Source organism: Cellulomonas gelida, from assembly GCF_006538725.1.
GTDB classification, from domain to species: Bacteria; Actinomycetota; Actinomycetes; order Actinomycetales; family Cellulomonadaceae; genus Cellulomonas; species Cellulomonas gelida.
This window is the reverse complement of record NZ_BJLQ01000024.1, coordinates 1-15305: the sequence shown is the minus strand read 5'-3', so window position 1 is coordinate 15305 and position 15305 is coordinate 1. Positions and strand designations below refer to the sequence as shown.

At 72.0% G+C, this 15305-nt stretch carries 13 protein-coding genes; 10 read left to right on the top strand and 3 right to left on the bottom strand.

Annotation, left to right across the window (positions count from 1 at the left end; all coding sequences use genetic code 11):
• The first annotated feature begins 96 nt into the window (after positions 1 to 96).
• The 5 genes from CGE01nite_RS11310 (at position 97) to ilvD (CGE01nite_RS11290) (ending at position 7748) form a co-directional block, all read left to right on the top strand.
• A complete protein-coding gene (locus CGE01nite_RS11310; protein WP_141371018.1) occupies positions 97 to 1425 on the top strand; it encodes an ABC transporter substrate-binding protein in 1329 nt (442 codons plus the stop codon).
• A gap of 5 nt (positions 1426 to 1430) precedes the next feature.
• On the top strand, positions 1431 to 2468 hold the full coding sequence (locus CGE01nite_RS11305) for a carbohydrate ABC transporter permease (RefSeq protein WP_141371016.1): 1038 nt from the start codon (positions 1431 to 1433) through the stop codon (positions 2466 to 2468).
• Entirely contained in the window at positions 2465 to 3361 is an 897-nt protein-coding gene (locus CGE01nite_RS11300) for a carbohydrate ABC transporter permease (protein WP_048343785.1), read from the top strand. Before CGE01nite_RS11305 ends, CGE01nite_RS11300 begins: the two co-directional genes overlap by 4 nt.
• A gap of 33 nt (positions 3362 to 3394) precedes the next feature.
• Positions 3395 to 5680 carry a beta-xylosidase/alpha-l-arabinosidase gene (locus CGE01nite_RS11295; RefSeq protein ID WP_048343786.1) on the top strand — a complete coding sequence of 762 codons (2286 nt, stop codon included), beginning with the start codon at positions 3395 to 3397 and terminating at the stop codon, positions 5678 to 5680.
• 205 nt (positions 5681 to 5885) lie between these two features.
• The gene (gene ilvD, locus CGE01nite_RS11290; protein WP_048343787.1) at positions 5886 to 7748 is read left to right on the top strand and encodes a dihydroxy-acid dehydratase; all 1863 of its coding nucleotides are present in this window, start codon (positions 5886 to 5888) and stop codon (positions 7746 to 7748) included.
• A gap of 22 nt (positions 7749 to 7770) precedes the next feature.
• Here the strand turns inward: ilvD (CGE01nite_RS11290) and CGE01nite_RS11285 are convergent, their stop codons facing one another.
• Together CGE01nite_RS11285 and CGE01nite_RS11280 are read right to left on the bottom strand one after the other, a co-directional pair.
• Positions 7771 to 8184 (bottom strand): ArsR/SmtB family transcription factor, encoded by a 414-nt coding sequence (locus CGE01nite_RS11285; protein ID WP_141371013.1) that lies wholly within the window; start codon positions 8182 to 8184, stop codon positions 7771 to 7773.
• On the bottom strand, positions 8181 to 8873 hold the full coding sequence (locus CGE01nite_RS11280; protein ID WP_141371011.1) for an SRPBCC family protein: 693 nt from the start codon (positions 8871 to 8873) through the stop codon (positions 8181 to 8183). Before CGE01nite_RS11280 ends, CGE01nite_RS11285 begins: the two co-directional genes overlap by 4 nt.
• 32 nt (positions 8874 to 8905) lie before the next feature.
• Between CGE01nite_RS11280 and CGE01nite_RS11275 the strand changes: the two genes are divergently transcribed.
• Complete coding sequence (locus CGE01nite_RS11275) at positions 8906 to 9283, top strand: glycerophosphodiester phosphodiesterase family protein (protein ID WP_141371009.1); 378 nt, start codon at positions 8906 to 8908, stop codon at positions 9281 to 9283.
• Between the two features lie 32 nt (positions 9284 to 9315).
• Positions 9316 to 11019 (top strand): dihydroxy-acid dehydratase, encoded by a 1704-nt coding sequence (ilvD, locus tag CGE01nite_RS11270; protein WP_141371007.1) that lies wholly within the window; start codon positions 9316 to 9318, stop codon positions 11017 to 11019.
• 79 nt (positions 11020 to 11098) lie between these two features.
• Here ilvD (CGE01nite_RS11270) and CGE01nite_RS11265 read toward each other — a convergent pair whose 3' ends face one another.
• Positions 11099 to 12265, bottom strand: a complete 1167-nt coding sequence (locus tag CGE01nite_RS11265; protein ID WP_141371005.1) for a TolB-like translocation protein — start codon at positions 12263 to 12265, stop codon at positions 11099 to 11101.
• A 106-nt stretch (positions 12266 to 12371) separates the two neighbouring features.
• On the opposite strand from CGE01nite_RS11265, the gene CGE01nite_RS11260 reads away from it, so the two are divergent.
• The 3 genes from CGE01nite_RS11260 to CGE01nite_RS11250 all read left to right on the top strand — a co-directional run.
• Positions 12372 to 14093, top strand: a complete 1722-nt coding sequence (locus tag CGE01nite_RS11260) for a glycoside hydrolase family 13 protein (protein WP_141371003.1) — start codon at positions 12372 to 12374, stop codon at positions 14091 to 14093.
• Positions 14094 to 14138: 45 nt separating this feature from the next.
• Entirely contained in the window at positions 14139 to 14717 is a 579-nt protein-coding gene (locus CGE01nite_RS11255) for a pyridoxamine 5'-phosphate oxidase family protein (protein WP_141371001.1), read from the top strand.
• A 162-nt stretch (positions 14718 to 14879) separates the two neighbouring features.
• A partial coding sequence (locus CGE01nite_RS11250; RefSeq protein ID WP_141370998.1) for an ATP-binding cassette domain-containing protein occupies positions 14880 to 15305 on the top strand: 426 nt, incomplete at its 3' end.

Sequence of the window (15305 nt, the reverse complement as noted above, 5' to 3'; positions counted from 1 at the left end):
TGTCGATAACGGTGTCGATATCGATTGACTAGTTCTCCGAAACTTTGTCATGCTCCTCCCGTCCAGGTGGGTCAACGAAGACTGAAGGGACCAGACATGGCACGCATGCGTCGTGCAACGGCGGGCATCGCGCTCGCGACGACGATCGCTCTCCTCGCCGCCTGCAGCAGCGGAGGTGACTCCCCGTCGGGTGACGGGAGCACCGGTGGTGGGGACGGCGGCAAGAAGGAAGACGTCACGATCTCGTGGTGGCACAACTCCAACACGGGTGACGGCAAGGTCTACTACGACAAGGTCGCGGCGGACTTCGAGGCCGCGAACCCGGGCGTCACCGTCGAGGTGAGCGCCATGCAGCACGAGGACATGATCACCAAGCTCGAGGCCGCGTTCCAGGCCGGGGACGCCCCGGACATCTACATGGAGCGTGGTGGCGGCGAGCTCCGCGACCACGTCAACGCGGGCATCACGAAGGACCTGTCCGAGTCGGCTGCGGACACGATCGCCAAGCTCGGTGGCTCCGTCGCCGGCTTCCAGGTCGACAGCAAGACGTACGCCCTGCCGTTCTCCCTCGGCGTGGTGGGCTTCTGGTACAACAAGGCCCTCTTCGCCCAGGCCGGCATCACGGCGCCCCCCACGACGTGGGACGAGATGTACGCGGCGATCGACAAGCTGAAGGCCGCGGGCATCGTCCCGCTGTCCGTCGGCGCCGGCGAGGGCTGGCCGGCCGCGCACTACTGGTACTACTTCGCGCTGCGCCAGTGCTCGCAGGACGTCCTGACGGGCGCCGTGTCGTCGCTCGACTTCTCGGACCCCTGCTTCGTCCGTGCGGGCGAGTCCCTGCAGGAGTTCCTGGACGCCGAGCCCTTCAACGACGGCTTCCTGAGCACCGTGGCCCAGAAGGGCCCGTCGAGCGCCTCGGGCATGCTCGCGACCGGCAAGGTCGCGATCGAGCTCCAGGGTCACTGGGAGCCCGGCGTGATGCAGGGCATCACCGACGAGCTCGGCTCCGAGGGCATCGGCGCCGACCTGGCGTGGTTCGCGTTCCCGGCGGTCTCCGACGGTGACGGCGACCCGGCCGCTCAGCTCGGTGGCGGCGACGCCTGGGCCGTCAGCAACGACGCGCCCGACGCTGCGGTCGACTTCGCGCAGTACCTGCTGTCCGACGAGGTCCAGAAGGGCTTCGCCGAGCTCGACATGGGTCTGCCGACCAACCCGACGGCGTCGAAGTACGTCTCGGACGCCGCGCTGGCGAGCCTCCTCGAGGTCCGTGACGCGTCGCCGTTCATCCAGCTCTACTTCGACACGGCGTTCGGCAAGGCGATCGGTGACGCGATGAACTCGAAGATCGTCGACCTGTTCGCCGGCAAGGCCACCCCGCAGGACATCGTCGACGCCACGCAGGCGGCGGCTGACGCGGAGAAGTGATCGACGTGGCAGACGAAGCGACCGCCCGCCTGGGCGTCCCCGCCTCGCCTGCGACGTCCACCCCGACCGTCCCGGTCGCCGGTCGCGCTTCGGCGCGGCCGGCGACCGGCCGGTCGGCCGGACGCCGCGGGAGTGGTCCGTTCCGCAAGGGTCTCGAGATCACGCTGTTCGTGGCGCCCGCCCTCGCACTCCTTGGCATGTTCGTGGTCGTACCGATCGCACGAGCAGTCCAGATCTCCTTCTTCAAGTGGAAGGGGTACGGCGACTTCGAGAAGTTCGTCGGCCTCGAGAACTACCGTCGCGTGCTGGACAACCCCGAGTTCATCGAGGCGTTCCAGCACAACATGATCATCGTGGTGGCGTCGATCGCCATCCAGCTCCCGCTCGGCCTGGCCATCGCGCTGCTGCTCAACCGCAAGATGCGCGGCCAGGGGATCCTGCGGACGATCATCTTCGTCCCGTACGTGCTGTCCGAGGTCATCGCGGGTGTCATCTGGTACCAGATGTTCGTCCCCAACGAGGGCATCATCGACACCGTCCTGTCGAGCATCGGCTTGAGCGGACCGAAGCAAGGCTTCACCGGAAGTCTCGAGTGGGCGTTGCCGGCGGTCATCGCGGTGCTGACGTGGAAGTACCTCGGGATGGCGATCATCCTGTTCCTCGCCGGCCTGCAGGGCGTGCCCGAGGAGCTCTACGAGGCGGCCCAGCTCGACGGCGCCTCGTGGTGGCAGATCCAGCGTCGCGTCACGATCCCGATGCTCGGCCCGACCCTGCGCACGTGGGCGTTCCTGTCGATGATCGGCTCGCTGCAGCTGTTCGACATGGTCTGGGTCCTCACCGGTGGTGGCCCCGCCAACGCGACCAGCACGATGGCGACGTTCCTCATCCAGCAGGGCACCCAGCGCTCCAACTACGGCATCGCCTCGGCGGCCTCGGTGATCCTGTTCATCGTCGCTCTCGTCCTGGCGCTGCTCTACCAGCGATTCATCATGAACCGTGACAACACGGAAACGGTTGTCCGCCGGAAGAAGGTCTCCCGATGAGCACCGCCACCGCCGCTCCGAAGGGCGCAGCCGCGGCCGCCGCCACCCGGAACGCGCGTCGCACCGGCTCCACGAACGTCATGCGCGGCGGAAGCCCGCTGATCTACTTCGTGGCGCTGATCGTCGTGGCGTTCACCCTGGGCCCCGTGCTGTACGGCGTGGTGTCCGGCTTCCGGACCAACGGGGACCTCGTCCTGAACCCGTCGGGTCTGCCCGACCCGTGGGTGCTGAAGAACTACTCGGGGATCCTCACGGACTCGAACTTCTGGCGCTACACGCTCAACTCGACCGTGATCGCACTCATCACCACGTTGCTCGTCGTGGTCTGCGGGGTCATGGCTGCCTACCCGCTCGCGCGGTACAAGTTCAAGGGTCGCGAGGGTCTGTACATGATCTTCGTCGCGGGCCTGCTGTTCCCCGCGACGGTCGGCGTGATCCCGCTGTTCATCCTCATCCGCGACCTGAACCTCAACAACACGTGGTGGGGCATCGCGCTCCCGCAGGCCGCCTACGCGCTGCCTCTGACGGTCGTGATCCTGCGGCCGTTCCTCCAGGCGATCCCGAACGAGCTCGAGGAGGCCTCGCAGCTCGACGGCGCGAGCCGGCTCGGCTTCTTCTGGCGGATCCTGCTGCCGCTGTCCGGTCCCGGGCTCGTGACGGTCGGTGTGCTGGCGTTCGTCGGCTCCTGGAACGCGTACCTGCTCCCGCTGCTCCTGCTGCTGGGGGACAACAAGACCCTCCCGCTCGGAGTCGCCGACTTCTCGGCAGAGCACTCGACCGACATCGCGGGCGTCTTCGCCTTCACCTCGCTCGCGATGATCCCAGCCCTCATCTTCTTCCTCGCGATGCAGAAGCGGATCGTCAGCGGCCTGCAGGGCGCGGTCAAGGGCTGATCCACGATGACGGAGAGGACCATGGGTACCCCTATGTCTGCAGCCGACGCTCCGGCGACGGACGCCGAGCGGGTCGCAACGATCCTCGAGCGGCTCACGCTCGAGCAGAAGACGGCGCAGATCGTCGGCTTCTGGGAGAAGGGCGACGGCGAGGTCGTCGCTCCGCTCCAGGGCGAGTTCACGCGTGACGGCGGGCTCGACGACGCGATGCGGCACGGCCTCGGCCATCTGACGCGTGTCTACGGCACGCGGCCGGTCGACCCGGTCGAGCGTGCGCGGTGGCTGTGGCAGCGCCAGCGTGAGCTCGTCGCGACCGTCGGCATCCCGGCGCTCGTGCACGAGGAGTGCCTGACCGGTCTGTCGGCGTGGCAGGCCGCGACGTTCCCCACGCCGCTGGCCTGGGGCGCGTCGTTCCACCCGGAGCTCGTGGGGCGGATGGCCGAGCTGATCGGCCAGTCGATGAGCGCGCTCGGCGTGCACCAGGGCCTGGCCCCGGTGCTCGACGTGATCCGTGACCCGCGCTGGGGCCGGGTCGAGGAGTGCATCTCCGAGGACCCGTACCTCATCGGGACGATCGGCACGGCGTACGTGCGCGGGCTGCAGTCGGCCGGCGTGCACGCGACGCTCAAGCACTTCGTCGGCTACTCGGCGTCGCAGTCGGGCCGCAACTTCGGGCCCGTGCACGCCGGTCCGCGCGAGATCGCGGACGTGCTGCTCGTGCCGTTCGAGATGGCCGTGCGGGACGGCGGCGTGCGCTCGGTGATGCACGCGTACACCGAGATCGACGGCGTGCCGACGGCCGCCGACCCGACCTACCTCACGCACGTGCTGCGTGGGCAGTGGGGCTTCGACGGGGTCGTCGTCGCCGACTACTTCGGCGTGGCGTTCCTCGACATCCTGCACCACGTCGCCGAGGGCCTCGGCGAGGCCGCGGGCCTCGCACTGGCCGCGGGCGTCGACATCGAGCTGCCCACGGGGGACGCGTTCCTCGAGCCGCTCATCCAGGCGATCCGCGACGGCCTGGTGGACGAGGCGCTCGTCGACCGGGCGGTCACGCGTGCGCTGCTGCAGAAGGCCGAGCTGGGGCTGCTCGACGCGACGTTCGACGAGCCGCCGACCGAGATCGAGCTCGACTCTCCCGCGCACCGTGCCGTCGCGGCGCAGCTCGCGGCGGAGTCGGTGGTGCTGCTCGCCAACGACGGCGTCCTCCCGCTGCTGGGCGGGTCGCGGCCCGCTCCGCGCCGCGTGGCGGTGCTCGGCCCGAACGCCGACCAGCACGAGGCGATGTTCGGCTGCTACTCGTTCGTGAACCACGTCCTCGAGCACCACACCGAGGTGCCCGTGGGCATCGAGGTGCCGACGGTGCTGGCTGCGCTGCAGGCGGAGCTGGACGGCGTCGACCTCGTGGCGACCAGCGGGTGCGCGATCGACAGCGACGACCGCTCGGGCTTCGCCGACGCGGTCGCCGCGGCGAGCGCCGCGGACGTCGCGGTGGTCGTGGTCGGCGACAAGGCGGGCCTGTTCGGCCGCGGCACGGTCGGCGAGGGCTGCGACCGCGACGACCTCGAGCTGCCGGGCGTGCAGCGCGAGCTCGTCGAGGCCGTGCTCGGCACCGGGACGCCCGTCGTGCTGGTGCTGCTCACCGGTCGGCCGTACGCGATCGACTGGGCGCTCGAGCGCTGCGCCGCGGTGGTGCAGGCGTTCTTCCCGGGCGAGGAGGGCGGTCCCGCGGTCGCGGGCGTCCTGACCGGGCGGATCAACCCGTCCGGGCGGCTCCCCGTGAGCCTGCCCCGCCCGGCCGGCGCGCAGCCGTACTCGTACCTGCACCCGGCACTCGGAGGGGACGGCGACGTCACGAACCTCGCGACGGCACCCGCCCGGCCGTTCGGCTTCGGCCTGTCGTACACGACGTTCGCGTACGACGAGCTCGTGGCCGCCTCCGCGCAGGTCCCGACGGACGGGCGCGTGCGTGTCGCGGTCCGCGTGACCAACACGGGGGAGCGCGCGGGCGACGACGTCGTCCAGCTCTACGCGCACGACACGGTCGCGACGGTGACCCGCCCGGTGGCGCAGCTCGTCGGCTTCCGCCGCGTGAGCCTGGCCGCGGGGGAGTCGGTCGTCGTGCACTTCGACGTCCCCACGACGCGCGTCGCGTTCAGCGGCCGCGACCTGACCCGGGTGGTCGAACCGGGCGAGCTGGAGCTGTGGGTCGGCACGTGTGCGGACCGCGCCGCCTCCACCAGCGTTCGCCTGGTCGGGCCCGTCCACGCGATCGGCGACGACGACCGCTGGACGAGCACGGAGGTCACCGCGTCCTGACCTCGTCGGACGCGGCAGCCGCCGCGACGGCCCCGCACCTCGCCACGTCCTCCCGGGGCGCGAGGTGCGGGGCCGGTCGGCGTACCGCGGCCGAGTCGTGGACGCACGGCCTCGACCAGTGGCGACGCACGTAGGCTGACCTGCGGCGCGCCTGCCCACGCCCTGCTCCCGCACGACCTGGCGCGCCACGAAGGAGTCACACGCGATGAGCCGTCCGCTGCGCTCTCGGACCTCGACCCACGGCCGCAACATGGCCGGTGCCCGCGCCCTGTGGCGCGCGACCGGCATGGGCTCCGAGGACTTCGGCAAGCCGATCATCGCGATCGCGAACTCGTACACGCAGTTCGTCCCCGGGCACGTGCACCTCAAGGACATGGGCGACCTCGTCGCGGGCGCCATCCGCGAGGCCGGCGGTGTGGCCAAGGAGTTCAACACGATCGCCGTGGACGACGGCATCGCGATGGGCCACGCGGGGATGCTTTACTCGCTGCCCAGCCGCGACCTGATCGCCGACTCGGTCGAGTACATGGTCAACGCGCACTGCGCGGACGCGCTCGTGTGCATCTCCAACTGCGACAAGATCACGCCCGGCATGCTCAACGCGGCGCTGCGGCTGAACATCCCGGTGATCTTCGTGTCCGGCGGGCCCATGGAGGCCGGCAAGGCCGTCGTCGCGGACGGCGTGGCGGCCACGCCGCTCAACCTCATCAACGCGATCAACTACTCGGCCGACGACAACGTCTCGGACAAGGCGCTCGACGCCGTCGAGGAGAACGCGTGCCCCACCTGCGGGTCGTGCTCGGGCATGTTCACGGCGAACTCGATGAACTGCCTCACCGAGGCGCTCGGCCTGTCGCTGCCGGGGAACGGCTCGACGCTGGCCACGCACGCGGCCCGTCGTGAGCTGTTCCTGGAGGCCGGTCGCACGATCGTCGACCTGGCGCGCCGCTACTACGACGACGAGGACGACACGGCGGCGCCGCGCGGCATCGCGACCAAGGCGGCGTTCGGCAACGCGATGGCGCTCGACGTCGCGATGGGCGGCTCGACCAACACCGTGCTGCACATCCTCGCCGCCGCGCAGGAGGCGGAGATCGACTTCACGCTCGCGGACATCGACGCGATCTCGCGCCGTGTGCCGTGCCTGGCGAAGGTCGCACCGAACCATCCGAGCTTCCACATGGAAGACGTCCACCGCGCCGGAGGCATCCCCGCTCTCCTCGGCGAGCTCGACCGCGGCGGCCTGCTCGACCACGACGTGACGTCGGTGCACACGCCGACGCTGCGGGCCTGGCTCGACGACTGGGACATCCGCGGCGGCAGGGCTACGGACCGTGCGCGCGAGCTGTTCCTCGCGGCGCCGGGCGGCGTGCGGACCACGCAGGCCTTCTCGACGACGAACGTGTGGGCATCGCTCGACACGGACCCGGTGGACGGCTGCATCCGCGACGTCGCGCACGCGTACACGGTCGAGGGCGGGCTCGCGGTGCTGCGCGGCAACCTCGCCGACGACGGCGCGATCATCAAGACCGCGGGCATCGACCCCGACGTCTTCCACTTCGTGGGGACCGCGCTCGTGTGCGAGTCGCAGGACGAGGCGGTCGAGAAGATCCTCACCAAGCAGGTCCAGCCCGGCCACGTGGTGGTCGTGCGGTACGAGGGCCCCGCGGGCGGCCCGGGCATGCAGGAGATGCTCTACCCGACGTCGTTCATCAAGGGTCGCGGCCTGGGCAAGGTCTGCGCGCTCATCACGGACGGCCGGTTCTCGGGCGGCTCGTCGGGCATCTCGGTCGGCCACGTGTCGCCCGAGGCCGCGGCCGGCGGCACCATCGGCCTGGTCGAGGACGGCGACGAGATCGAGATCGACGTCGAGTCCCGGCTCATCCGCGTCAACGTGCCCGACGAGGTGCTCGCTGAGCGCCGCGCCAAGATGGAGTCCTCCGAGACGCCGTGGCAGCCGAAGGACCGCGACCGCTACGTGTCCCCGGCGCTCCAGGCGTACGCCGCGATGGCCACCTCCGCCGACCGCGGCGCCGTCCGGGACGTCACGCGCCTCCGCCGCGGCTGACCCGATCCGGTCCGTCCCGCGGTCAGGCGCTGCCGGTCAGGCGCTGCGCGTCCTGCCCCGGGGCGCCGTGCTGCGACACGCGCCGCGCACGTCGGCCCCGGGCGACCTCGGTCGCGAGCGCGTCGAGCGGCTGGGCGAGCGGCGCGAGCGGGTCGACGAGCTCGTCGAGCCACGCGCGCACGTCGGCGAGCCCCTCGTGGTCGAGCCCGTGGATCCGTCGCGTGCCCTCGGTCCGCACGGTCAGCAGGCCCGCCTCGCGGAGCACGCCGAGGTGCTGCGACACGGCGGGCTGCGACACGGGCCGCACGGGCTGCACGCGGTGCACGAGCTCGCCGACCGACTGCTCCTGCGCCGCGACCAGGCGCAGGAGCACGCGGCGCAAGGGGTGGCCGAGCGCGTCGAGTGCCGCCTCGGCCGGGAGTGGACGCGCGTTCACGCGGTCGGCGTCTCCTCGGTCGGCGTCTCCTCGGTCGACGGCTGCGAGGGGTCGACGGTGTAGAAGGTGACGGTGCGGTCCCCGGCCGCCTGCATGGCCCGGGCGTCCTCGCCCGCCGCGACCGCTGCTGCGGTCCACCCCAGGGCGGCCGTGCGCACGAACGCCCTGCCGTCGGCCGTCAATGCGTACCCGGCGCCGTCGTCGGGGTCGACGGGCTCACCCGTGTCCAGGTGCAGGCCCAGACCGAGCAGCGCGAGGTCCCACCCGACACCGACGGCACCCGGGCCGTACTGCGCCCAGAACCCGGGGTCGACGGGCGCCTCGTGGCGAAGCTCGAGGGTCGTCCCGGCGCCGTCGTCGACCGGCGTGAGCTCGACCTCGACCCACGACACCTGCGGCCCCATCTCCCACGTGAGCGCGAGCACCCGCGGCGCGGCGCACCGCTCGACCACGCCCGAGGCGTTCCCCGTGAGCGAGTAGCGCCCGCCGACGCGCAGGTCACCGCTGACGGGCAGGAACCACCGGGGGATGCGCTGCGGGTCGGTGAGCGCGTCCCACAGGTCGGCCGGGTCGGTGGCGTACGCGCGGTGGGCGACCGCGACGCGCGTCGGCGCACCGGCACGCTCGCCGGTGCGCACCTCGCGCGTGACGAGCCCCGCGGTGGCGATCGGATCGACCGAGATGGTCATGGCGAACCCCTTTCATAAGCAGCGCCTTATGATTGCACGCCCGGCCGCGCGACGGAAGGGGTCGGTCCCCGGTCGGCCGGGCTTCACGTGCTCGTCACCGGCCGCTCGCTCCCCGCTACGCGGACGGCGTCGGGCTGTGCAAGGACCGCGTGCTCCCACGCACACCGGACGGCAGGCTCGCGCCGCCCACGTCGGTCGTCCGCGACGCGCACCGCGAGCACCTGACCGTGCACGCGTGGACGTTCCGCCGCGAGAACACGTTCCTGCCGACGGACCTGCGTCGCGGCGACGACCCCGCGGGCACGGGCGACCTCGCGGCCGAGCTGCGGGCGTTCGTCGGCGCAGGCGGCGACGGGCTGTTCACCGACAACCCGGACGTCGCGGTCGCGGCGCTCGGCGCCCGCCCGTAGCGCGGTGCGGCCCCTGCTCCTACGGTGGGCGCATGACCGATCTGGGTGCACCCGACGTCAAGCCACGCTCGCGGCAGGTGACCGACGGGATCGAGGCGACGGCGGCGCGCGGCATGCTGCGCGCCGTCGGCATGGGCGACGACGACTTCGCGAAGCCGCAGATCGGCGTCGCGAGCTCATGGAACGAGATCACGCCGTGCAACCTCTCGCTCGACCGGCTCGCCAAGGCGGTCAAGGCGGGGGTGCACGCGGGCGGCGGCTACCCGCTCGAGTTCGGCACCATCTCGGTTTCGGACGGCATCTCGATGGGCCACGAGGGCATGCACTTCTCGCTCGTGAGCCGCGACGTGATCGCCGACTCGGTCGAGACCGTGATGATGGCCGAGCGGCTCGACGGATCGGTGCTCCTGGCCGGGTGTGACAAGTCGCTGCCCGGCATGCTCATGGCCGCGGCGCGGCTCGACCTCGCGTCGGTGTTCCTGTACGCGGGCTCGATCATGCCGGGCTGGGTCAAGCTGTCCGACGGCACCGAGAAGGACGTGACGATCATCGACGCGTTCGAGGCCGTCGGCGCGTGCGCGCGCGGTCTCATGAGCCTCGAGGACCTCGACCGCATCGAGCGCGCGATCTGCCCGGGCGAGGGGGCGTGCGGCGGGATGTACACCGCCAACACGATGGCGTCGGTCGCCGAGGCGATGGGCATGTCGCTGCCGGGCTCGGCCGCGCCGCCGTCGGCGGACCGGCGCCGCGACCAGTTCGCGCAGCGCTCGGGGGAGGCGGTCGTCGAGCTGCTGCGGCGCGGGATCACCGCGCGCCAGATCATGACGAAGGAGGCGTTCGAGAACGCCATCGCGGTCGTCATGGCGTTCGGCGGCTCGACCAACGCGGTGCTGCACCTGCTCGCGATCGCGCACGAGGCCGAGGTCGACCTCACGCTCGACGACTTCTCGCGCGTCGCGCGTCGCGTGCCGCACCTCGGCGACCTCAAGCCGTTCGGCCGGTACGTCATGAACGACGTCGACCGCGTGGGCGGCGTGCCGGTGATCATGAAGGCGCTGCTCGACGCGGGCCTGCTGCACGGCGACTGCCTGACGGTCACGGGTCGCACGGTCGCCGAGAACCTCGCCGAGCTCGCCCCGCCCGACCCCGACGGGAAGATCCTGCGCGCGCTCGACAACCCGATCCACCGCACCGGCGGGATCTCGATCCTGTCCGGCTCCCTCGCGCCGGACGGTGCGGTCGTGAAGTCGGCGGGGTTCGACTCCGACGTGTTCGAGGGCACCGCGCGCGTGTTCGAGCGTGAGCGGGCGGCGCTCGACGCGCTCGAGGACGGCACCATCCAGGCGGGCGACGTCGTCGTGATCCGGTACGAGGGCCCCAAGGGCGGGCCGGGCATGCGCGAGATGCTCGCGATCACGGGGGCGATCAAGGGAGCGGGGCTCGGCAAGGACGTGCTGCTCGTGACCGACGGGCGGTTCTCGGGCGGTACCACGGGCCTGTGCGTCGGGCACATCGCACCCGAGGCGGTCGACGCCGGCCCGATCGCGTTCGTGCGCGACGGCGACCGCATCCGCCTCGACGTCGCGAGCAGCCGCCTCGACCTGCTCGTGGACGACGACGAGCTCGCGGCCCGCCGCGAGGGCTGGGCGCCGCTGCCGCCGCGCTACACGCGCGGCGTCCTGGCGAAGTACGCCAAGCTCGTGCAGTCGGCCAGCAAGGGCGCCGTCCTGGTCTGACCGCCCTGGTCCACGGCCTGGTCTACGGCCTGCTCTACGGCCCTGGTCCGAGCCGCCCTGGGACGGGAACGCCGGGTCGTCAGCCCGTCGCGGACCGGATCAGGCCCCACGCCGCGAGCACGACGGGGGCGCCCTCGTCGCCGCCCGGGAGGTCGAGCCACGGGTCGATCGCGCCCGAGGCAGGGTCGACGAAGCACGCGTCCACGTCGCAGCCCGCGGTGAGCGGTCCGCGGACGGTCAGCCGGCCGCCGACGTACCCGAGCAGGTTGGCGAGCCCTGCCACCGCGAGCGGCGTCTTGGTGCCCGTGACCACGTCGAGCAGGGCGTGCGCGCCGGGTTCGGTGGGCGCGACGGCCTCGTCCCACACGAGCACGGTGCGGGCGTCGCGCCACGGGTCGCCGTACACGACGTGGGTGTCGTCCCACGTGAACGGCGCCGTCCCGTCGGTCGCGACCGTCCTGACGGCGTACGCCTGGTCGGACGACGAGAAGCCGGTGACGACGTGCGCGTCGTCGGGCGAGTAGCTCGGGTAGGACTCGCTCGGGTAGCCGTCGACCCGCTCGACCGTGCGCGCGCGGCCGTCCGTCAGGGACGCCTCGCGCAGGACGTGCGTGTGCGCCTCGGCGAGCTCGCGGCGGCTGCCGAACGTCAGGCAGCCGAACGTCGCGGCGATGCGTGCGCCGTCGCGCGACCACGCCGCGTCCTGCACCAGGCAGTCGGTGTCGGGGCCGGCGGGCAGCCCTGCGTCGAGCTCGATCCGGGTGGGCGAGCCGCCCGCGAGCGGGATCGACTCGAGCCGGGGGTAGGTGCGCAGCAGGCGCGTCCCGTCGGGCGACAGCCGGACGTTCTCGAGCCGCACGTCGGCGGGCAGGACGAGCCGCACCCAGGTTCCGGTGTCCGCGTCGAGCGCGATCGTCGGGGACGACGCGACGACGAGCGCCGCTCGCTGCACGGTGCGTCGCTCGAGCGAGCCCGGGTCGAGCACCACCGGCCCGCGCACGGCCGCGAGGACCTTCGCGCGCACGTCGTCGGACAGCCCCACCCCGTCGGGGCCGGTGCTGGCGGCACCGGCGCCTGGGCTGGTCGTGCCGGGTGCGCCCGGTGCCGGTGCGGTCGGCTGTCGCGTCGTCGGCCCAGCGGACGGGGCGGACGCGACCCCCGGGTCGGGCGCCCACAGCGGCTGGGTCGCGTACACGGCGCACGTCGCCGCGATCGCGACGCACGCCCCGATCGCTGCTGCGCGCACGTCGACTCGCCCCACCCCGTCGTGGTCGGCACCCCGGCGCCCCAGCTTGAGGCCCGCGCGACGTGACCGACGCGACGCGTGCGGCCCTCCCGCCTACGGTGGGCTCATGGCCCTGACGCAGCGGGACGCGCCGTGGTGGACGAGAGCTGTGGTGTACCAGGTGTACCCGCGCTCGTTCCAGGACTCGGACGGTGACGGGGTCGGTGACCTGCGCGGCGTGCTGCAGCGCGTCGACCACCTGGCCGAGCTGGGCGTCGACGTCGTGTGGTTCTCGCCCCTGTACCGCAGCCCCCAGGACGACAACGGCTACGACATCAGCGACTACCAGGACGTCGACCCGCTGTTCGGGACCCTCGCCGACCTCGACGAGGTCATCGCGGCGCTGCACGCGCGCGGCATCCGGGTGGTCATGGACCTCGTCGTGAACCACACGTCCGACGAGCACGCGTGGTTCACGCAGTCGCGCTCGTCGAAGGACAGCCCGAAGCGTGACTGGTACTGGTGGCGACCCGCGCGTCCCGGGATGGAGCCCGGCGGACCCGGTGCCGAGCCGACGAACTGGGCGAGCTTCTTCTCGGGCCCTGCCTGGGAGTACGACGAGGCGTCGCAGGAGTACTACCTGCACCTGTTCAGCCGCAAGCAGCCCGACCTCAACTGGGAGAACCCGCAGGTCAGGGACGCGGTCTACGCCATGATGCGCTGGTGGCTGGACCGGGGTGTGGACGGGTTCCGGATGGACGTGATCAACGCGATCTCGAAGGTCGTGCGCCCCGACGGCTCGTTGCCGGACGGCATCACGCACGACGGCCGGCTCGGTGACGGCAGCCCGCACTACCTGTCCGGACCGCGCATCCACGAGTTCGTCGCGGAGATGCGGCGTGAGGTGTTCGCGGGCCGCGACGGCGCGTTCCTGACGGTCGGCGAGACGCCGGGCGTCACGCTCGAGGACGCGCTGCTCTTCACCGACCCGGAGCGCGGCGAGGTCGACATGGTGTTCCAGTTCGAGCACGTCGGGCTCGACCACGGTCCGGGCGGGAAGTTCGACCCGCGACCGCTGCGGCTCACGGACCTCAAGGCGAGCTTCGGGCGGTGGCAGGCGGGCCTGGCCGCGGCCGGGTGGAACTCGCTGTACTGGGACAACCACGACCAGCCGCGGATCGTCTCGCGCTGGGGTGACGACGGCGTCCACCGGCGCGAGTCCGCGACGATGCTCGCGACCGTCCTGCACCTGCACCGGGGCACGCCGTACGTCTACCAGGGCGAGGAGCTCGGGATGACGAACGCGAACCTGACGTCGTTCGACGAGTATCGCGACATCGAGACCCTGAACTACCTCGCGCAGGCGCGCGCCTACCGCACCGACGACGAGCTGCTCGCGGCGTTCGCGGCCATGAGCCGCGACAACGCGCGCACGCCCGTGCAGTGGGACGCGTCGCCGCACGCGGGCTTCACCACCGGGACGCCCTGGCTGGCGGTGAACCCGAACCACGTCGAGATCAACGCGGCGGCCCAGCGTGCGGACCCCCGCTCGGTGTTCCACCACTACCGCCGGCTGATCGCGCTGCGGCACGACGACCCCGTGGTCGCGCTCGGGGACTTCACGATGCTGCTGCCCGACGACGAGCACGTGTACGCGTTCACGCGCGCGCTCGACGACGTCGAGCTGCTCGTGCTGGGCAACTTCACGGGGGAGGACCGCCTCGCGCTCGTCGACCCCGTCTGGACCGACGCCCCGGTGGTGATCGGCAACTACGACGAGGCCCGCGTCGTCGAGGTGCCCGTCCGGCTGCGGCCGTGGGAGGCCCTGGTGCTACGCCGCACCCGGTGAGACGCCCGGGCGGCGCGAGGTACGTCAGCCGCTACGGTCCTCGGCATGGGAAAGGTGCACGAGCGGATCGACGACCGGCTCCGGCGCTTCATCGAGGCGCAGCACGTGTTCTTCGTCGCGACCGCCCCCAGCGGACCCGACGGCCACGTCAACGTCTCGCCCAAGGGGGTCGGCGGCACGTTCGCGGTGCTCGACGACCACACGGTCGCGTACGTCGACGTCACCGCGTCCGGCTCCGAGACGATCGCCCACATCCGCGAGAACGGCCGCGTGACGATCATGTTCTGCGCCTTCGAAGGGCCGCCGAACATCGTGCGCCTGCACGGCCGCGGGCGTTTCGTGACGCTGTACGACGAGGGCTTCGACGAGCTGCTCGCGCGCTTCGACGGCGGAGTCGACGAGTCGCTCGGCGCGCGCGCCGTCGTCGTCGTCGACGTCGAACGCGTCTCGGACTCGTGCGGGTACGGCGTCCCGTTCATGAGCTACGAGGGCGAGCGTGACCTGCTGCCCGCGTACATGGCCCGCAAGGGCGTCGACGGACGCGCCGAGTACCGGCGGCTGAAGAACCGGACGAGCATCGACGGCCTCCCCGCGTTCGACATGGACGCCCCGGCCGGCGGATAGCGACCCGTCGGCGGTCGGGCGAGGCAGGCGGGTGGGGCGCGGACGCCGGATCGGGTGAACCGGGCCGGACCTGCGCGTATGCCGCCTTGCCGACACGTCGCAACGGCTACGGTTCGCGTGCGGTCCCGGTCCGGGGCTGGGCGGCGAACAGGGGCTGAGTCGATGACCTCCACGCACGAGCTCGCGATCTCCACGCGCGGGTTGCGCAAGACCTACCGGCGGCGCGGCAAGCGCCAGGTCGCGGTCGAGGGTCTCGACCTCGACGTGCCGATCGGTGGCGTGCACGGCTTCCTCGGGCCCAACGGCGCGGGCAAGACGACGACGATCCGCATGCTGCTCGGCCTGGTCCGGGCCGACTCGGGCACGATGCGCGTGTTCGACCAGCCGGTGCCTGACCGGCTGCCGGACGTCGTCCGCCGGGTGGGTGCGATCGTCGAGCAGCCGAAGTTCTTCCCCACGTTCTCCGCGCGCCGCAACCTGACGCTGCTCGCGGGCGGCATCGGTGCCGACCCGAAGCTGGTCGACGTCGTCCTCGCCGACGTCGGGCTCGCCGACCGCTCGCGCGACCGGTACCGGACCTACTCGCTC